Genomic DNA, 18,799 nt, shown 5'->3' with positions numbered 1-18,799 from the left:
ACATAATTTAAGCATTGCTGCGGTCGACGGCGCACCGACCGCTGTGGGGTATGTTCCGTGGTCAAGGTTCTCGACGAACACGAACGCACGATGGCGTTCGCCGAGGTAGCGCTCGGGCAGATCCGATCGCTGCGGCAGACGGCAATTCCCCGCAACTATGAGATTTGGTACGTCTACGCCACCGGCTACAACGCGCCGCTCAACAAGATCGTCAATGAGACGCTGGCGCGCAGCGGCAAGCTGACTGAAGCCGATCTCGAGCAGATCTACGAGACCTATCTCTCCCACATCAAGACCACCGACCGCATCGACAAGGTCGGCGCGCGCGTCATCGGCGAGATCGACGACGTGATGAAGGTCTTGAGCGATGCACTCGGCATGACCGGCTCCTACGATGCCAGCCTGTCGGGGGCCACAGAGAAACTGGCGTCGGCCAAGAACCGCGAGCAGATCAAGGCGATCGTCGAGACGCTGCTCCGTTCGACCAGCGAGATGCGCGAAACCAACAAGACGCTGGAAGACCGGCTGACGCTGTCGAAGAACGAGATCAGCAATCTCCAGCAGAGCCTGGAGGCGATCCGCGCCGAGAGCCTGACCGATCCGCTCACGGGCCTTGGCAACCGCAAATATTTCGACCGCATGATCGACATGGCGGTGCAGAGCGCCCTCGCCTCGGGCGAGCCGCTGTCGCTGCTGCTGTTCGACATCGATCATTTCAAGTCGTTCAACGATTCCTACGGCCATCTCACCGGCGATCAGGTGCTGCGGCTCGTCGGCCTGTCGCTGAAGCAGACCATCAAGGGCCAGGACATCACCGCGCGTTATGGCGGCGAGGAATTCGCGGTCGTGCTCCCCAACACCGCACTGCGTCAGGCCCTCACGGTGGCCGACCACATCCGCCGCGCAGTGATGGCGAAGGAATTGAAGAAGAAGTCCACCGGCGAGATCCTCGGCCGCGTCACCATCTCGGTCGGAGTCTCCATGCTCAAGCAGGGCGACGACACCGACGCGCTGATCGAGCGTGCGGATGCCTGCCTCTATGCCGCCAAGCGTAACGGCCGCAACCGCGTGATCTGCGAAGCCGATCCGGAATACGCGGTCGAGACCCACAGCCGGGTGGCGTGACGCGATCGCGGCATGCCGAACGGCTGTGCTTGACATTCCAACGTGACGACCGCCATCTTCTGCGCCGCCAGACCGCGAGCGTTGAGGACTTGTCGTCGTGCCCAATCCCCATGATTTTCACACGCCGCAACCGTCCTACACCAGGGACGAACTGCTGAAATCGAGCGACGGCGGCTATTTCGGGCCGGGCAATGCGCAACTGCCGGCCCCGCCGATGCTGATGATGGACCGCATCACGGAAATCAGCCTGGACGGCGGCGAATTCGGCAAGGGCCATATCGTCGGCGAGCTCGATATCGTGCCGGACCACTGGTTCTTCGATTGTCACTATCGAGGTGATGCGATGATGCCGGGAAGCCTGGGCCTGGATGCGATGTGGCAGATGGTCGGCTACTGGCTCGGCTGGTCGGGCTCACCGGGCAAGGGCCGCGCCATCGGCGTCGGCGAAGTCGAGTGCACGGGCACCATCACTCCGGAGACGCGACGCGTGCGCTACGAAGTCGCCATGCGGATGGTCCGCCGCGGCAAGCTGGTGCTCGGAATTGCCGATGGCCGTGTGCTGGCAGATGGCATATCGATCTTTGTGGCGAAGGATATGCGAGTTGGTCTGACTAAGGCTACAGACTGAGATCCCGTAGGGTGGGCAAAGGCGCGTAGCGCCGTGCCCACGATCTCTCGCGATGACATCCTGATCGTGGGCACGCTCCGCTTTGCCCACCCTACCGCACCTTCCTTTTGGCTGCCTTCTTGGCCAACCGCTTCTTCGGCGCGGCTTTTTTTGCCGCCGCCTTTTTCTTCGGCCGCGTCTTCACCTTGGCGCGCTGGGCGGCGGCGAGTGCCGCCCTCGCCCATTGGGCGAGCTCGGCGGAATCGTCGAACAGGCGCGCCGGCAGCTCCCAATAGGAGTTGACCACCACGGTCCTGGCGCGGGTCGAGTACTGAAACGGCTTTGAGCCTTCGGCTTCAAAGTCCGGGATCGTCACCTCGTCGGCGCGCAAGAACAGGCCGGCACGCAGTGACAGCGCGAAGTTGATGCCGTCGGCGGAGATGCCGTAGCCGGAGAACATTTTCCGGATGGTGACGGGCCCGAAATCGGCAAACAGGTCGGTCAGGAATTCGCGGTCCATGCCAAGCTATCTCCCCATCGTCGTCCCGGCGAACGCCGGGACCCATTACCCCAGGGAGGAGTTCAGCGAAGACTGCCAGTGGTGCCAGTGGTGGTACTAACACCGCCCATGATCGAGAGATCACGCGGTATGGGTCCTGGCGTTCGCCAGGACGACAGCGGTGGGAATTGCGAGAGCCGGGCTTACCCGTCGATCTTGGCCGGCCGCAGCTCTACCGACTCGCCGCAGCCGCAGGCGGAAATCTGGTTCGGATTGTTGAAGACGAACTGGGCCTGCATCTTGTCGGCCTTGTAGTCCATCTCGGTGCCGAGCAGGAACAGCACGGCCTTGGGATCGACCAGGATCTTGACGCCCTTGTCCTCGACGACCTCGTCGGTCGGGCGGACGTCGTGGGCGTATTCGACCGTGTAGGACTGGCCGGCGCAGCCGCCGTTCTTCACGCCGACGCGCAGGCCGACGATCTCCGAATCGGCGCGCTGGGTCAGCTCGGTGATGCGCTGGGCAGCAGCGTCCGTCAGCCGCATCACCTGCGGGCGCGGCCGCCGCGGCTTCGGAGTGGATGCTGGTGTCGCCTGGGTCATCTTATCTATCTGGTCCGTTGCGGAGCAAATTCAATGCTGAGATTACGCGTCACCACATGTTGAGCACGAGGCGCGCCTCGTCGCTCATGCGCTCGGGCGACCACGGCGGCTCCCAAACGACCTTGACGTCGACCACGCCGACGCCGGGGACGCTGGCAACCGCGTTCTCGACCATGGTCGGCAGCTCGCCGGCGGCCGGGCAGTTCGGCGTCGTCAGCGTCATCTGGACGTCGACGGAGCGATCGTCCTTGATTTCGACCTTGTAGATCAGGCCGAGCTCGTAGATGTCGGCCGGGATTTCCGGGTCGAACACGGTCTTCAGCCCGGCGATGATCTCCGTGGTCAGCCGCTCGGTCTCCTCCGGCGGCAGCGCCGAATGGGTCTCCATCGGACTAGCTTTGATTTCGGCCGTGTCACTCATGCGAACAAATCCCGCGCCTTCAAGAGCGCCTGTGCCAGATGATCGACTTCTTCCCGCGTATTATACATGCCGAACGAGGCTCGGCAGGTGGCCGTTACGTTGAACCGCTCTAAAAGCGGCATGACGCAATGGGTGCCGGCGCGCACCGCGATGCCCTGGCGGTCGATCACGGTGGCGACATCGTGGGCATGCGCGCCCTTCAGCTCGAAGGAGATCACCGGGCCCTTGCCCCGTGCCGTGCCGATCAGCCGCAGCGAATTGATCTCGCGGAGCCGATCCTGGGCATAGGTGGTGAGATCGTGCTCGTGCGCGGCGATGCGCTCCTTGCCGATCGAATTGACGTAGTCGATGGCAGCGCCAAGGCCGACCGCCTCGACGATCGCGGGCGTGCCCGCCTCGAATTTGTGCGGGGGGTCGCCATAGGTCACGACATCGCGCGAGACCTCGCGGATCATCTCGCCGCCGCCGTTGAAGGGACGCATCGCGACGAGGTGGTCGTACTTGGCCCAGAGGATACCGATGCCGGTCGGCCCGTAAACCTTGTGGCCGGTGAAGACGTAGAAATCGCAGCCGATGTCCTGGACGTCGACGGGCAGATGCACCGCGCCCTGGCTGCCATCGACCAGCACGGGAATGCCGCGCGCGTGGGCGATTCTGACGACCTCCTTGACCGGCACGATGGTGCCGAGCGCGTTCGACATCTGCGTGATCGCGACCAGCTTGGTCTTGGCCGTCAGCAGCTTCTCGAACTCGTCGATGAGGAAATTACCCTCGTCGTCCACGGGCGCCCATTTGATCACGGCACCCTGGCGCTCCCTCAGGAAGTGCCACGGCACGATGTTGGAGTGGTGCTCCATGATCGAGATGACGATCTCGTCGCCTTCCCCGATGTTCGGCCCGCCCCACGACGAGGCGACCAGATTGATCGCCTCCGTCGCGTTGCGGGTGAAGATCACTTCTTCCGTACGGGGCGCGTTGATGAACTGCGCCACCTTGGTGCGACCGCCCTCATAGGCTTCGGTCGCGGCATTGGCGAGGTAATGCAGGCCGCGATGCACGTTGGCGTATTCGCTCGTGTAGGCCTGCGTCATGCGATCGAGCACGGCGCTCGGCTTCTGCGCCGAGGCGGCGTTGTCCAGATAGACCAGCTTCTTGCCGTAGACCTGCATGGCGAGCGCCGGAAAATCCTGGCGCACGCGCGCGACGTCATAGGCACCGTTCTTGACTGCCGGATGCGTGCTCATGACCGCCGCTCCAGCCAGCGCTCGGCGATGCCGATCACGTGCTCGCGCAAACCGTCATCGGCGATCTGCTCGATCGCCTCGCCCACGAAAGCCTGGATCAGCAGCGCCTGGGCCTGCTTCTCCGGCAGGCCGCGGGCCTTCAGATAGAACAACAGGCTGTCGTCGAGCGCGCCGGCGGTCGCGCCGTGGCCGCAGGAGACGTCGTCGGCAAAAATCTCGAGCTCGGGCTTGTTGTCGGCCTCGGCCTCATCCGAGAGCAGCAGCGCGCGCGTCATCATCTTGCCGTCGGTCTTCTGCGCATCGGGACGGACGATGATGCGGCCCTGGAACACCGAATGGGCGCGGTCGTCGATCACGGCGCGGAAGATCTCGCGGCTGACGCAGTTCGGCACGGCGTGGTCGACCACCAGCGTGGTGTCGCCGTGCTCGGTCTTCTGCAACAGGTTGACGCCGTTGGCCGAGAGTTCGCTGCCCTCGCCCGCCAGCGTGATGAAGCCCTGGAGGCGGCTGACCGCGGCGCCGGTCGTCATGTTGAAGAAGTTGAGCTTCACGTTGGCGCCGACGGTGACGAAGTGCGACGAGACATTCAGCGCGTCAGGCGCATCATCCATCAGGCGGATATGGGCCACGTCGGAATCGTCGCCGACCGTCACCAACACAGCGTCATGGACCTGGTAAGTCTTGGCGCCAGCCGCGACAAAACTCTCGACGATGGTGGCGCGCACGCCCTTCCCGACCGCGACCTGCGAACGGGTGAAGGCCGACGCCGACGCGGCCGTCGCAATGTGGATGATCTGGATCGGCGCGGACAGCTGCGCGCCGTCGGCAATCGACAGCACCACGCCATCGGTCGCCATCGCAGCGTTCAGCGCGATCACGGCATCGGTGGACGCGGTCTTCAGCAGACCGGCATCCTTCTCCAGCGTTTCCCGCAACGTGCTGAAGCCCGCCTCGGCTGCCAGCGCCTTCACGTCGGAGAGATCGGCCGCGAACACGCCGTCGACCAGCACCAGCTTGCGGGCGCCCGCGATCGCATGCACCTTCACAGCGTCCGCGGCGCGCTTCAGCGCGGCCGCGTCGGGCGCGGCCGCAAGCGGCAGCACCTCGCCGACCAGCGCGCGCAAGTCGGTGTATTTCCATTCCTCGATCCGGCGGTGCGGAAGGCCGAGACGCTCATAGGTCTCGAACGCCTCGCGTCGCACGGCGGTGACCGCGGTCGAACCCGGCAGCCGGCCCTCGGCGCTGGTGAAGAGATCGCTCACCGCGCGGCCCTTTCCGGTCTTTGCCACAGCAACGTTCATCGCAAAATTCCTTACGCGGCGTCCTCGAACTGGGCATAGCCGGAGGCTTCCAGCTCCAGCGCCAATTCCTTGCCGCCGCTCTTCACGACACGGCCCTTCGACATCACGTGCACGACGTCGGGCACGATGTAGTTGAGCAGCCGCTGATAATGGGTGATGACGACCATCGCGCGCTTGGGCGAGCGCAGCGCGTTGACGCCGTCGGCCGCGATGCGCAGCGCGTCGATGTCGAGGCCGGAATCCATCTCGTCGAGGATGCACAGGCTCGGCTCGAACAGCGCCATCTGCAGCACCTCGTTGCGCTTCTTCTCGCCGCCGGAGAAGCCGACATTGACGCCGCGCTTGAGCATGTCCTGCGGGATGTTCAGCGACTTCGAGACCTCGCGAACCTTCTTCAGGAAGTCCGGCGTCGAATATTCGCTCTCGCCGCGTGCCTTGCGCTGGGCGTTCAGCGCGGTGCGCAGGAAGTTCATGGTGGCGACGCCGGGGATCTCGACCGGATACTGGAACGCCAGGAACACGCCCTTGGCGGCGCGCTCGTCAGGCGACATCTCCAGGAGATCCTCGCCCCTGAACAGGATCTGACCGTCGGTGACCTCGTAACCGGGCTTGCCGGCGATCACGTGGGAGAGCGTCGATTTGCCGGAACCGTTCGGCCCCATGATCGCGTGCACCTCGCCCTCGTTCACGGTCAGCGTCAGCCCGTGGAGGATCTCACGCTCCTCGACACGAACCTTGAGGTCTTTCACTTCAAGCAAAGCCATTTTGGTGTCCAGTCTATTCAAATGATGCATGGAGCGCTTAAGCGCACCGCGAGGGTCGGTATTAACCGACCGACCCTTCAAGCGAGATCGAGATCAGCTTCTGCGCTTCCACCGCGAATTCCATCGGCAGCTGCTGCAGCACGTCCTTGACGAAGCCGTTGACCACGAGGCCGACCGCCTCCTCCTGCGAAAGGCCGCGCTGGATGCAGTAGAACAGCACGTCCTCGGAGATTTTCGAGGTCGTCGCTTCGTGCTCGAACGTCGCCGAGGAGTTCTTGGCCTCGATGTACGGCACGGTGTGCGCGCCGCATTTATCGCCGATCAGCAGGGAGTCACAGGCGGTGAAGTTGCGCGCGCCGGTCGCTTTCCGGTGCGCGGTGACGAGGCCGCGATAGGTGTTCTGCGACTTGCCGGCGGCGATGCCCTTGGAGATGATGCGGCTCGACGTGTTCTTGCCGAGATGGATCATCTTGGTGCCCGAGTCGACCTGCTGGAAGCCGTTCGAGATCGCGATTGAGTAGAACTCGCCGCTCGAATTGTCACCGCGGAGAATGCAGCTCGGATACTTCCAGGTGATCGCCGAACCCGTTTCGACCTGGGTCCAGGAGATCTTCGAACGGTCGCCGCGGCAGTCGCCACGCTTGGTGACGAAATTGTAGATGCCGCCCTTGCCTTCCGAATTGCCGGGGTACCAGTTCTGCACCGTCGAATATTTGATCTCGGCATCGTCATGCGCGACGAGTTCGACCACGGCGGCGTGCAGCTGATTCTCGTCGCGCTGCGGCGCGGTGCAGCCTTCGAGATAGGAGACGTAGGAGCCCTTGTCGGCGATGATCAGCGTGCGCTCGAACTGGCCGGTGTTGCGCTCGTTGATGCGGAAATAGGTCGACAGCTCCATCGGGCAGCGCACGCCCGGCGGCACGTAGACGAACGAGCCGTCGGAGAACACCGCCGAGTTCAGCGTCGCGTAGAAATTGTCCGAGGTCGGAACCACCGAGCCCAGATATTTCTGCACCAGCTCGGGATGCTCGCGGATCGCCTCCGAGATCGGCATGAAGATCACGCCGGCCTTCTTCAGCTCCGCCTTGAACGTGGTCGCAACCGAGACCGAATCGAAGACCGCATCGACCGCGATCTTGCGGCGGGCGGGATCTTCCTCGCCGGGCTTCGGTTCGACGCCCTCGAGCATGGCGACTTCCCGCAAGGGAATGCCGAGCTTCTCATAGGTCTTCAGGATCTCCGGATCGATCTCGTCCAGCGAGGTGACCGTCTTCTTCGGCTTCGGTGCCGCGTAGTAGTAGAGGTCCTGGAAGTCGATCTTGGGATAATCGACGCGCGCCCAGGTCGGCTCGGTCATGGTCAGCCAGCGCCGATAGGCCTCAAGCCGCCACTGGAGCATCCAGGCGGGTTCGTTCTTCTTTTGCGAGATGAACTTTACGATCTCTTCCGACAGCCCCTTGGGGGCTTTCTCGGAGTCGATCAGGGTCTCAAACCCATAACGATACTGGTCGACGTCGATGCGCTTCACGCGCTCGACCGTCTCTTGTACGGCTGGCATTCCATCCTCCGCTCGCGGTTTCAAGGACCGCGGTGGATCAAACTCGAACGATTATTACGGTGTCTATTACGATGTTTTTTGGCGGAAAGCACGCGCTTAGAACCGTTCAAGCCGTGTTTCATCGCTTAGCTCTTAAGTAGGGTATTACCGAGCTTTCGCCAAGCCTCTAACGCCCTGTTGATGTCATCCGGTTCCGTGGACCAGCCCAGACTGAGACGCACCGCTCCCTGGGCCACGGCGGGATCGTATCCCATGGCGGACAGCACGTGGGACGGCTGGACCTTGCCCGAGGAACAGGCCGAACCCGAGGAGACTGCGATGCCTTCGAGGTCAAAGCCGATCACGGCGGTCTCAGCCTTGAGGCCGGGCGCGGTGAAAAGGACGGTATTAGGCAACCTCTTGACCTCATCCGAGAAGATCGTTGCGCCGGCGATTCCCCGGATGCCATTTTCCAAGCGATTTCTGAGGGTTGCCACCTGCTCCGCATCTTCCGAAAGAGTCTGAAGCGCGGCTTTCACCGCTGCGCCAAAGCCGGCAATCCCCGCAACATTCTCGGTTCCGGCGCGCCGGTTCAACTCCTGGCCGCCTCCCCGCAACAACGGCTCCAATCCCGTCAGTCCCTCCGCCACGACCAGGGCGCCGACGCCCTTGGGGCCGCCGACCTTATGTGCGGAAAAAGTCGCAAGATCCGCGCCCATAGCGTTGATCTCGAATGGGATTTTGCCAAGCGCCTGGATTGCATCGACGTGCAGGAAACCGCCGGCCTCATGGACGATCCGGGCGACCTCCGCGACCGGCTGGAGCGCGCCGGTTTCGTTGTTCGCCGCCATGACGGAAACCAGTGCCGGAGCGCCGTCGCGGAGCAGGCTCCTGAGATGGTCGAGGTCAACCACACCGGAACGCGTCACCGGGATCAGGCCGATCTTGTCCGCCGCGAACCGGCCACCGGCCAGCACCGAAGCGTGCTCCACGGCCGAGACCAGCAGCCGCTCGACCGGGCCGCCGGATGACCGCCGCAGGCCAGGCGACAGCGCCAGCGCGTTGGCTTCCGTGCCAGCGGAGGTGAAGACGACGTTCCGCGGCAGCGCCCCTACCGCCACCGCCAGCGTGGCGCGGGCCTCTTCGATCAGCCGTCGCGCCTCCCGCCCCTCGGCATGGACCGATGACGGGTTGCCGACCAGATCCCAGGCGGCGAGCATTGCGCGTCGCGCTTCCGCACGCAGCGGCGTGGTCGCATTCCAGTCGAGATAAACGCGGTTCCGCATGTAGTATTATCTTACCTTGTCTGGGAAACCTAACCCGTTGGGCCCATCCAGCCCGACATGGCGCCCCGACACGCGCTTGGCAACGGGCGATTCCATGCCCGCGGCAGCTGATGACGCGACCATGACACGCTAACATCTTGAGCCCATTGAGTGATGTTCAAGATGCTTGCTTTTTGACCCTCAGCCTATGTTAGAACCCGCACCGTCAAGTCACCGCACGCCTTCAGCGCATCACCGCAAGGCGCGCCTTCTCACCCTTCATTCGCGCTTCCGTCGGTACCTGCCGATGAGGCCACAATCGGTTGATTGCCGAGGATCGTCTCTCCAGCACATCAATCAAGAGATCATCGATGCCTGAAGTTATTTTCACTGGCCCTGCCGGCCGTCTCGAAGGCCGCTATCACCCGGCCAAGCAGAAGAACGCGCCGATCGCGATGATCCTGCATCCGCATCCGCAGTTTCACGGCACGATGAATCATCAGATCGTGTACCAGTGCTACTATGCGTTCGCGCATCGCGGCTTCTCGGTGCTGCGCTTCAATTTCCGCGGCGTCGGCCGCAGCCAGGGCTCGTTCGACCATGGTACCGGCGAATTGTCGGATGCCGCCGCAGCCCTCGACTGGGCGCAGACCATCAATCCCGAAGCGCGCGCCTGCTGGGTCGCCGGCTTCTCCTTCGGCGCCTGGATCGGCATGCAGCTCCTGATGCGCCGCCCCGAGGTCGAGGGCTTCATCTCGATCGCGCCGCCGGCCAATCTCTACGACTTCTCGTTCCTTGCGCCCTGCCCGTCCTCGGGCCTGATCGTGCATGGCGAGAAGGACGCGGTGGTGCCGCCGAAGGACGTCAACACCCTGGTCGAGAAGTTAAAGACGCAGAAGGGCATCGTGATCGACCAGCAGGTCATCCCCGGCGCCAACCATTTCTTCGACGCCAAGCTCGAGCCGCTGATGGAGACCATCACGGCCTATCTGGACATGCGCCTCGCCAACGTGCGCTAAGCGAGCTTTAGCGCGGCGATCCCCATCAAGACGAGCGCGATGCCCGCAAGCTTCATCGCGCTCAACGTCTCGCCGAACAACACGACGCCCATCACGAAAGTGCCGGCAGCCCCAATGCCGGTCCACACCGAATAGGCGACGCCGACCTCGAGCACCTTCAAGGCCCGCCCGAGCAGGACAACGAAGGCCGCGAGCAGCACCACCGAAACGACGCTCCAGCCTAAGCGCGTGTAGCCCTCCGCATATTTCATCGAGATCGCCCAGCCGACGTCGAGCGCGCCGGCGATCACCAGCATCAGCCAGGCCAGGGATTGCGACATCGGCATCGTCTCAGGCGGCGAGCTTGAGCAGATGCGCGTCGTGCCGCACCAGGAAGGCGCGCAGCAATTGAGAATAGTCCGCGCCGACCGCGGTTCGTACGCTCGGACGCTTCGCAAGCTGCGCGCGCCACGCCCGCACCTTCGGAAGATCGGTGAAGATGCCGTGCTCGGTCAGCTCGTCGAACAGATCGAAATAGCGAAAGATCGGCGCGAACACCGCATCGGCCAGGCTGAACGCATCGCCAGCGAAATAAGGTCCCGCGCCGAGCGCCCCTTCGACACGCGCGAATTTCGCGGCGAGCGCCTGGCGCTTGGTTTCGAAGGTCGCCGGATCCGTCGTCGTCTCCAGTCCCCAGAGATCGCCGAGGATCGCCGAGCCGAACTCCATCCAGGCGCGATGCTCGGCACGCTTCAGCGCATCCGCCGGATGCAGCTTCGCGCCGCCCTGTGTCTCCTCGATGTATTCACAGATCACGTTGCTCTCGAACAGCGCGACCTCGCCGCTATCGGTCGTCACCACCAGCACCGGCACCTTGCCGAGCGGCGAGAGCTTTAGAAACCAGTCGGGCTTGTTGGCGAGATCGATGTCGATCCGCTCGAACGGCACGCCCTTTTCCTTCAACGCGATCACGGCGCGCTGCACGTAGGGGCAAAGCTTGTGACTGATGAGTTTCAGTGACGCGGTCATGGCCAATATCCCGGCGTTTCGATGCAGCTGCACCCAACATAGATGCATTTGCATGCAACTGTCAAGATCAATGCAATTGCATTAATTTAGGGCCGGCCGATCACCCTGCCCGTCATCGGCATCGGCGCGCGTCGGGCAAAACACCCAAAACCCGTCAATCCCCGTCCGCAAAAATATTCCACTTTCCCGAATTTCGGATTTATGGCATACACACGCCATCCCGGCCCTGCCAGAGGGGCGCTTCGCGATCGTCACGAGATGCGGGCCGGGGTGCGGTGGACGCGGTAGCGCCGGCGCGATGTGCGTGAGGACAGGGCGGGCGACCGTGAGTCCCGGCACAACGCGCATACGACACGGCGCGGTCACAGCGGTTTGGTCGATGCTCTGGGGCGGGCACACGCAAGCCCCGGATGTTGAGGCCAAGCCGTCCGCGGACGGAGAAGTCGTGTGGTCCCGACGCCCGGGGTTCTGGCGTCAAGGCTTGCGGTGATGCGGCGGCCCGACCGGGCACGTGCATCAGCCATCCGCAAGGCGACGGGGGCAATAGTGCAACGCTCCCCGAGGAGAGCACGAAGGACACCGTTAAAACCATCCGCGCAGGGAAGGCCGGGCGACCGGCACACCTGTGGTCCACCCCGTGTGCGTTCTAATCGCCCACGGACCTGCGGGTGCCGCCGGCGCCCGGCCTTCCCTGCGTCCTCTGGTCCGATTGAGGGCGCCGAACGACAGCAAGGCTCGGGCAAAACCTGCCGCGAGAGTACGAAGGCGTGTCTGCAATCTTGAAAGCCGATTGGAAGGGCGAGGCAGTGCCCCAATTCGGGAAGCCGCCCTCAGGGCCGCGCGATCACCCCGCCCGTCATCGGCATCGGCACGCCCGTGGTGGCCGGATAGGACAGCGGCAGGCCCTTCAGCCCACGCGCGGCGAGGAAGCCGAAGGCCTGGGCCTCGATGGCGTCGGAGGCCCAGCCGAGCGTCTCGGCGGCCTCGACGGTCGCCGATGCAACCCGCTCCCGCAGCATCCGCAGCATGGTGAGATTGCGGGCGCCGCCGCCGCAGACGATCCAGCTCCGCGGCCGACGCGGCAGCAACGGGATGATGCGGGCGATCGCCGCCGCGGTGAAGGCGGTCAGCGTCGCCGCGCCATCGGCCGGGGCGACATCGCCGAGCTTGAGCGCGGCAAAATCGTTGCGGTCGAGCGATTTCGGCGGAGGCAATGCAAAGAATGGCAGCTCGAGCGCGCGCGCGATCCAGGCCTCATCGACCTTCCCGAGCGCTGCGAACTTTCCTTCCGCATCGAACGCCTGGTTCATGGTGCGGTACATGAAATCGTCCAGCAGCGCGTTGCCGGGGCCGGTGTCGCAGGCGATCAGCGTGTCGTTGCCGTCGATATAGGTGATGTTGGAGACGCCGCCGATATTGACCACGACGATCGGCCCCTCGCGATCCAGCGAGTTGGCGAGCGCGCGGTGGTAGACGGGTACGAAGGGCGCCCCCTGCCCGCCAGCCTCGACGTCGGCGGCGCGGAAATCATGCATCACGGGGATATGGATCGCTCTCGCCAGCGCCGGCGCGTCGCCGATCTGCACCGTCAGCCGTTTCTCGGGGCGGTGCAGCACGGTCTGGCCGTGGAAGCCGACGATGTCGATGTCCTCGGGCTTCATGCGGTTCTGGGCAAAGAAGGCGGCAACCGCCTCGGCATGGGCCCGTGTCACCGCGCGCTCGGCCTCGGCCAGGATGCCTGGCCGGGCGTCACGTTGCAGCAGGTGCACAGCCTCGGAGAGCGCCTGGCGCAGCAGATTGCGCTCCGCAGGGCTATAGGCCCGGTAGCCGGACGGCCCGAATGCCTTCACCTGTTTTCCATCGGTTTCGATCAGCGCGACATCCACCCCGTCCAGCGAGGTGCCGCTCATCAAACCGAGTGCCGTCAACATCATGGATCAGCGTCCTCAAGAGACCCCCTCCGGCATGCCGATCTTGTGCCAGAGGGACACATCTTATAATGCCACAGGCCAAAGTGGCGGGCAGCAATCGAGTTCCCACGGAAGACCCTTAAATTGCGCCCAAAACAGTAAACCAAGAATTGTCAGGCACGCCGACAGATGACTGCATTTAAATCGGATTTCCTCAACACCCTGCAGGAACGTGGATTCATTCACCAGTGCTCCGATTTCGAGGGGCTGGACGCGCTCGCCGCCAAGGGCGAGGCGACCGCCTATGTCGGCTACGATTGCACCGCCCGCTCGCTGCATATCGGCAATTACCTCACCATGATGATGCTGCACTGGCTCCAAGAGTCCGGCAACAAGCCGATCACGCTGATGGGCGGCGGCACCACCATGGTGGGCGATCCCTCCGGCAAGGACGAGACGCGCGCGATGCGCACCGTCGCCGAGATCGAGGCCAACAAAGAATCGATCCGCGGCGTGTTCGCCAAGGTATTGCGCTATGGCGAGGGCAAGAGCGACGCCATCATGCTCGACAATGCGGAGTGGCTGACCAAGCTGAACTGGATCGAGATGCTGCGCGACGTCGGGCGGCACTTCTCGGTCAACCGCATGCTGACCATGGACTCCGTGCGGCTGCGCCTCGAGCGCGAGCAGGAGATGAGCTTCATCGAGTTCAACTACATGGTCTGCCAGGCCTACGACTTCGTCGAGCTCGCCAAGCGCACCGGCTGCAAATTGCAGATGGGCGGCTCGGACCAGTGGGGCAACATCATCATGGGCGTCGATCTCGGCCGCCGCATGGGCACCCATCAGCTGTTCGCACTGACGACGCCGCTGCTGACGACGGCATCGGGCGCCAAGATGGGCAAGACGGCGCAAGGCGCGGTCTGGCTCAACGCCGACGCGTTCTCGCCTTATGATTTCTGGCAGTCCTGGCGCAACACCGAGGATGCCGACGTCGGCAAATTCCTGAAGCTGTTCACGACGCTGCCGATGGCTGAGATCAGGAAGCTCGAGGCGCTCGGCGGCTCGGAGATCAACGAGGCCAAGAAGGTGCTCGCCACTGAAGCGACCGCGCTGCTGCACGGCCGCGAGGCCGCGAACGAGGCGGCGGAGACCGCGCGCCGCACCTTCGAGGAAGGCGCGCTGGCCGAAACCCTGCCGACGGTGCAAATTCCGCAGGGTGAGATCGACGCCGGCCTCGGCGTGCTCAACGCCTTCGTCAAGGCGGGCCTCGTTGCATCCAACGGCGAAGCCCGGCGCCAGATCAAGGGCGGCGGCCTTCGCGTCAACGACGAGCCGGTCACTGACGAAAAGATGGCACTGTCGGCAAACAATCTGACGCCCGAGGGCGTGATCAAGCTGTCCTTCGGCAAGAAGAAGCACGTCCTCCTTAAGCCTGCATAGGCGTATGAGTTTTTCGCTGCTTGTCAGGGCGCACGGATGCGCGCTCCCTGACGGGCAATGGATCAGAACACGCCCAGGGAGAACGTCGCGAGCGATCAGCGGGACGCTGTTCGCATCGCGCTCGTCGTGCTCGCTCTGTGCTTCACGCTGGCCGTGCTCGGCCGCGGGCTCGGCGACAGCTTTACGGTGTTCCTGAAACCGATTTCGGAAAGTTTTGGCTGGGACCGCGCGCAGATCGTCTCGGTCTATTCACTGACCTGGCTCGCGAGCGGTCTCACCGCGCCCTTCGTCGGACGCCTGTTCGACCATTCCGGACCACGCATCGTCTATGCGCTCGGGCTGCTGCTGCTGGGCGCGGCGTTCCTGGTCGCAGCCCACGCGCAACATCTCTGGCAGTTCCAACTCTCGATCGGCCTCTGCGTCGGCATCGGCGTTGCCTTCATCGGCATCGTGCCGAACTCGATCCTGCTCGGCCGCTGGTTCGGCCCTCGTCTGCCGACGGCAATGTCGGTGGTGTATTCAGCGATGGGCGGCGGCGTGCTGGCGCTGCTGCCGGCTTCGCAGCTCCTGATCGATCACATCGGCTGGCGCGACACCTACCAGCTATTCGGTTTTACGGCACTGGGCCTGTTGCTCCCGCTGATGCTGCTGCCGTGGCGGCTGTTCGCCGCGGGCTCGCCGCATGTCGTGAAGAGGACCGACCCTGATTTCGTCGACAATGGCTGGACCCTGCTCCGTGCCATGCGCCATCACGCCTTCTGGGCGCTGTTCTGGACCTTTTTCTTCACTGCCGTCGGCATGTACTCAATCGCCGCACAGATCGTGGCCTATCTGATCGACGCCGGCTTTCCGCCGCTGCAGGCTGCGACCGCCTGGGGTTTCTCCGGCGTCGTGCTTGTGTTCGGCATGCTCGGCGTCTCCGCGCTCGACGGCCTGATCGGGCGCCGGCCGTCGGTGCTGCTGAGCTACGCGATCTCGATCCTCGGCATCGTCCTGCTCTGGCTGTTGCAGTATTCTCCGAACATCCTGCTGCTCACCGGTTTCGTCGTTTGCTTCGGCAGCATGATGGGCTCGCGCGGCCCGCTGATCAGCGCCACGGCGATGAGGATTTTCCAGGGCAAGCGGGTCGGGACCATCTACGGCACCATCTCGATCGGCAGTGGCCTCGGTTCGGCGTTCGGCTCCTGGAGCGGCGGCCTGATCCATGACGCGACCCACGGGTACAACGCGCTGCTTGCTTTCGCACTTGCGAGCGTGGTGCTCGGGATGATCCCGTTCCTGATCGTGCCCGCCTTGCGGCGGTAGGTGTCCTGGAGGTAACTTGCGCGCATCCGCGTCACCGGGAAATTACGGATGGGCGCGACGCGGAATACGCGCGAAAGCTGCGGTCGTACGCGGCTGAAATCCTGGCCTGCGGTGTTTTGTCCGACATGACGAAAATGTCAGGACGAATCGAGTGCGCACGGCTTGCAGGGCGAAACCGAATGCGGTCCAAGTCGCAGCATTGGATGGAGGGCACAAACCAATGAACTTTCCGTATCTCACTCGCTTTCAACCGGTTCTCTTGAGCCTGTTTCGCTTCGTCACCGGATTGCTGCTGTTCCAGTACGGCATCGCAAAGATCTTCAAGTTTCCGGTGCTCCCCTACTTCGCCAACATCCCGCCGCTGATCTGGACGGCAGGTGCGCTCGAACTCGTGCTCGGCGCGCTTCTGATGCTCGGCCTGTTCACCCGCCTCACCGCTTTCATTCTCTCGGGCGAAATGGCCTTCGCTTACTTCATGGGCCACATGCTCAAAGGCGAAACGCCGGTGCTCTTGCCGCTGCTCAATGGCGGCACCGCAGCAATCCTGTTCTGCTTCGCCTGCCTCTACCTCGCGGCCGCCGGCGGCGGTTCGGTCAGCGTAGATGCGCTGATGGGCAAGGAGAGTGACGCGGCGGGCGATGCCTACGCACGGCGCTGAGGCGCTCGCAAATTAATCTGAACGCAAGACGGCACCGGCGGATCTGCCGGTGCCGACTCAGTGCGCGCCCAGCACGTTCCAGATCAGGACGAGGGCGGCCACGAGCAGCACGGCCATGACGATGCGGTGAACGAATCGGTTCATTGCCGCTCCGGCCGGGCTCGGTCACCACCACATTCCGACATCATCTGTCTCGGCGACCTGACGCGCCACGCACTGGCGAAGCGCGTTTCCGCCTGCATGCGTGCGCATCCGGCTGCGGACGCTGCGCGCGCGGCAGCACGTCGCACGCGTCCATTCATGATTGGTAAGAACTTCATGCTACCGACGCGAGCAATAACAACCATTTTTTTCGAGGCTGCGATGAAGCTGATGAGTCATCTCAAGATCCGGACCAAGCTCGCCAGCATGGTCTGTCTTTCAGCTCTCACAGTCACAGCCATCATCGGCGTATCGTCCGTCCTCAGCAAGAGCCGCATGATGGAGGACCGCGTCCAGCAGATGCGGACTGCGGTAGAGCTGCTCTACAACTACGCGCAATCTCTTCAGGAAGAGGTTACCGCCGGCAAGCTGACGTCGGCCGACGCCAAAGCCCAGTTCCACCAGCGTGGCCGCCGCATGAACTTCAACGGCAACCAGGGCTACCCCGTCGTCTACAACCCCGACACCTCCATCCTGGTGAACGGCGCCAATCAGCAGCTGGAAGGCAAGATCACCGGAGCCAAAGACTCCAACGGCGTCCTGATCGCCGACGCCATCATCAAGGCTGGCGGCGAGACCGCGCAGGGCGGAGTGACCTCCTATCTCTACCCCCGCCCCGGCCAGACCGAGCCCGTGCGCAAGACCGTCTTCGCGCGCAAATTCGCGCCCTGGAACGCGACCATCAGCTACGGCCTCTATGTCGACGACATCGACGCCGACGTGCGCGCCCTGACGCTGGAGCTCGGCGCGATCGGCGTCGGCCTGATGCTGCTGATGGCGACGCTGTCCTGGCTGATCGCTCGCGACGTGCTCGGCGCGCTCGACCGCCAGAAGAACCGCATGCAGGAGATTTCGGAAGGCGCCATCGATAACCCGGTCGAGGAGACCGACCGCGGCGACGAGATCGGCCGCATGGCCGAGACACTCGAAGTGCTCAGGCAGACCGCGCTGACGGCGCGGAACCTGGAAGCCGAGCAGGTCGCCGCCAAGACCCGCAGCGAGCAGGAGAAGCGCGACGCCCTGATCGCCCTCGCCGATCGCTTCGATGCCTCCGTCGGTCAGCTCGTCGGCCTGATGGCCTCCGGCTCCGGCGAGCTCGAGACCACCGCGAAATCGATGTCATCCACGGCTGAGGGCACCAACCGCCGCGCCGCCGTGGTCGGCACGGCCGCCACCGAGGCCAGCCAGCGCGTCCAGACCGTCGCGGCCGCCGCCGAAGAGCTCTCCTCCTCCATCACCGAGATCAGCCGCCAGGTCGCCCAGTCCGCCGAAGTCACGGGTCGCGCCGTGGACAGCGCCCGCCGCACCGACACCATCGTGCGCGCGCTCTCGGACGGTGCCCAGCAGATCGAGCATGTCGCCGAGTTGATCTCCAGCATCGCGGCGCAGACCAACTTGCTCGCTCTCAACGCCACCATCGAGGCCGCGCGCGCCGGTGAAGCCGGCCGCGGCTTTGCCGTGGTCGCCTCCGAGGTGAAGTCGCTGGCGAGCCAGACTGCCGAAGCCACCCGCGAGATCGGCGACAAGATCGCGCAGATCCAGGGCGCGACCAAGGAGGCCGTGGACGCCATCGGCGGCATCACCGCCACCATCGAGGAGGTCAGCCGCATCGCCACCTCGATCGGCGCCGCCATCGAGGAGCAAGGCGCCGCCACCGCCGAGATCGCCCGCAGCGTCTCGCAGACCGCGGAAGCCACCAAGGAAGTCACCACCAATATCGGCGGCGTCTCTACCGCCGCGAACGAGACCGGCAATGCCGCCGGCATGGTGCTCGCCGCCGCCTCGAACCTCTCCAAGCAGGCCGAGCAGCTCTCCGGCGAAGTCGGGACATTCCTCGCAGGCGTGCGCGCGGCTTAGGCGGCCGACAACACTCCAAGCGATCTCCGTCAT

General features: G+C 64.1%; 18 protein-coding genes. 7 read left to right on the top strand and 11 right to left on the bottom strand.

Annotated features, from left to right (window positions below; genetic code table 11):
* The first annotated feature begins 57 nt into the window (after nucleotides 1–57).
* Nucleotides 58–1,125: a GGDEF domain-containing protein gene (locus XH81_RS37230; RefSeq protein WP_028144818.1), complete on the top strand. Its 1,068-nt coding sequence runs from the start codon at nucleotides 58–60 to the stop codon at nucleotides 1,123–1,125.
* A 97-nt stretch (nucleotides 1,126–1,222) separates the two neighbouring features.
* Entirely contained in the window at nucleotides 1,223–1,753 is a 531-nt protein-coding gene (gene fabA / locus XH81_RS37225; protein ID WP_028144819.1) for a bifunctional 3-hydroxydecanoyl-ACP dehydratase/trans-2-decenoyl-ACP isomerase, read from the top strand.
* Between the two features lie 91 nt (nucleotides 1,754–1,844).
* On the opposite strand, the gene XH81_RS37220 is transcribed toward fabA, so the two are convergent.
* The 8 genes from XH81_RS37220 to XH81_RS37185 form a co-directional block, all read right to left on the bottom strand.
* Nucleotides 1,845–2,252, bottom strand: coding sequence for a TfoX/Sxy family protein (locus tag XH81_RS37220; protein WP_038946656.1), 408 nt, complete (start codon nucleotides 2,250–2,252; stop codon nucleotides 1,845–1,847).
* A gap of 182 nt (nucleotides 2,253–2,434) precedes the next feature.
* Nucleotides 2,435–2,833, bottom strand: coding sequence for a HesB/IscA family protein (locus tag XH81_RS37215; protein WP_018323036.1), 399 nt, complete (start codon nucleotides 2,831–2,833; stop codon nucleotides 2,435–2,437).
* A 49-nt stretch (nucleotides 2,834–2,882) separates the two neighbouring features.
* Entirely contained in the window at nucleotides 2,883–3,254 is a 372-nt protein-coding gene (locus XH81_RS37210) for an SUF system Fe-S cluster assembly protein (protein ID WP_018323035.1), read from the bottom strand.
* Nucleotides 3,251–4,498 (bottom strand): cysteine desulfurase, encoded by a 1,248-nt coding sequence (locus XH81_RS37205; RefSeq protein ID WP_028144820.1) that lies wholly within the window; start codon nucleotides 4,496–4,498, stop codon nucleotides 3,251–3,253. Before XH81_RS37205 ends, XH81_RS37210 begins: the two co-directional genes overlap by 4 nt.
* Complete coding sequence (gene sufD, locus XH81_RS37200; protein ID WP_028144821.1) at nucleotides 4,495–5,799, bottom strand: Fe-S cluster assembly protein SufD; 1,305 nt, start codon at nucleotides 5,797–5,799, stop codon at nucleotides 4,495–4,497. The genes XH81_RS37205 and sufD overlap by 4 nt, the downstream gene beginning before the upstream one ends.
* Before the next feature lie 11 nt (nucleotides 5,800–5,810).
* A complete protein-coding gene (gene sufC / locus XH81_RS37195; protein ID WP_028144822.1) occupies nucleotides 5,811–6,563 on the bottom strand; it encodes a Fe-S cluster assembly ATPase SufC in 753 nt (250 codons plus the stop codon).
* Nucleotides 6,564–6,624: 61 nt separating this feature from the next.
* Nucleotides 6,625–8,121: a Fe-S cluster assembly protein SufB gene (gene sufB / locus XH81_RS37190; protein ID WP_028144823.1), complete on the bottom strand. Its 1,497-nt coding sequence runs from the start codon at nucleotides 8,119–8,121 to the stop codon at nucleotides 6,625–6,627.
* Between the two features lie 125 nt (nucleotides 8,122–8,246).
* Nucleotides 8,247–9,386 carry a cysteine desulfurase family protein gene (locus XH81_RS37185; protein WP_038946650.1) on the bottom strand — a complete coding sequence of 380 codons (1,140 nt, stop codon included), beginning with the start codon at nucleotides 9,384–9,386 and terminating at the stop codon, nucleotides 8,247–8,249.
* 350 nt (nucleotides 9,387–9,736) lie between these two features.
* Here XH81_RS37185 and XH81_RS37180 point away from each other — a divergent pair, with 350 nt between their 5' ends.
* Nucleotides 9,737–10,384 carry an alpha/beta hydrolase gene (locus XH81_RS37180; protein ID WP_014495555.1) on the top strand — a complete coding sequence of 216 codons (648 nt, stop codon included), beginning with the start codon at nucleotides 9,737–9,739 and terminating at the stop codon, nucleotides 10,382–10,384.
* Here the strand turns inward: XH81_RS37180 and XH81_RS37175 are convergent.
* The 3 genes from XH81_RS37175 to XH81_RS37165 form a co-directional block, all read right to left on the bottom strand.
* Nucleotides 10,381–10,704, bottom strand: a complete 324-nt coding sequence (locus tag XH81_RS37175) for a DMT family transporter (protein ID WP_028144825.1) — start codon at nucleotides 10,702–10,704, stop codon at nucleotides 10,381–10,383. The two genes, XH81_RS37180 and XH81_RS37175, sit on opposite strands and share 4 nt — an antisense overlap.
* A 10-nt stretch (nucleotides 10,705–10,714) precedes the next feature.
* Complete coding sequence (locus tag XH81_RS37170) at nucleotides 10,715–11,392, bottom strand: glutathione S-transferase family protein (RefSeq protein ID WP_038970202.1); 678 nt, start codon at nucleotides 11,390–11,392, stop codon at nucleotides 10,715–10,717.
* Between the two features lie 830 nt (nucleotides 11,393–12,222).
* Nucleotides 12,223–13,326 carry an anhydro-N-acetylmuramic acid kinase gene (locus XH81_RS37165; protein ID WP_271596809.1) on the bottom strand — a complete coding sequence of 368 codons (1,104 nt, stop codon included), beginning with the start codon at nucleotides 13,324–13,326 and terminating at the stop codon, nucleotides 12,223–12,225.
* A gap of 165 nt (nucleotides 13,327–13,491) precedes the next feature.
* On the opposite strand from XH81_RS37165, the gene tyrS reads away from it, so the two are divergent.
* From tyrS to XH81_RS37145, 4 genes are all read left to right on the top strand, one after another.
* Nucleotides 13,492–14,745, top strand: a complete 1,254-nt coding sequence (gene tyrS / locus XH81_RS37160) for a tyrosine--tRNA ligase (RefSeq protein WP_271596808.1) — start codon at nucleotides 13,492–13,494, stop codon at nucleotides 14,743–14,745.
* Nucleotides 14,746–14,802: 57 nt separating this feature from the next.
* Nucleotides 14,803–16,050 (top strand): MFS transporter, encoded by a 1,248-nt coding sequence (locus XH81_RS37155; RefSeq protein ID WP_212429156.1) that lies wholly within the window; start codon nucleotides 14,803–14,805, stop codon nucleotides 16,048–16,050.
* A gap of 220 nt (nucleotides 16,051–16,270) precedes the next feature.
* Nucleotides 16,271–16,708 (top strand): DoxX family protein, encoded by a 438-nt coding sequence (locus tag XH81_RS37150; RefSeq protein ID WP_028144830.1) that lies wholly within the window; start codon nucleotides 16,271–16,273, stop codon nucleotides 16,706–16,708.
* Between the two features lie 363 nt (nucleotides 16,709–17,071).
* Nucleotides 17,072–18,766 (top strand): methyl-accepting chemotaxis protein, encoded by a 1,695-nt coding sequence (locus XH81_RS37145; RefSeq protein ID WP_028144831.1) that lies wholly within the window; start codon nucleotides 17,072–17,074, stop codon nucleotides 18,764–18,766.
* Nucleotides 18,767–18,799 lie beyond the last annotated feature (33 nt).

The organism is Bradyrhizobium sp. CCBAU 25360 (genome assembly GCF_028128695.1).
Classification (GTDB): domain Bacteria; phylum Pseudomonadota; class Alphaproteobacteria; order Rhizobiales; family Xanthobacteraceae; genus Bradyrhizobium; species Bradyrhizobium ottawaense.
The sequence above is the reverse complement of the archived record's forward strand: the minus strand, read 5'-3'. Positions and strand labels throughout refer to the sequence as shown.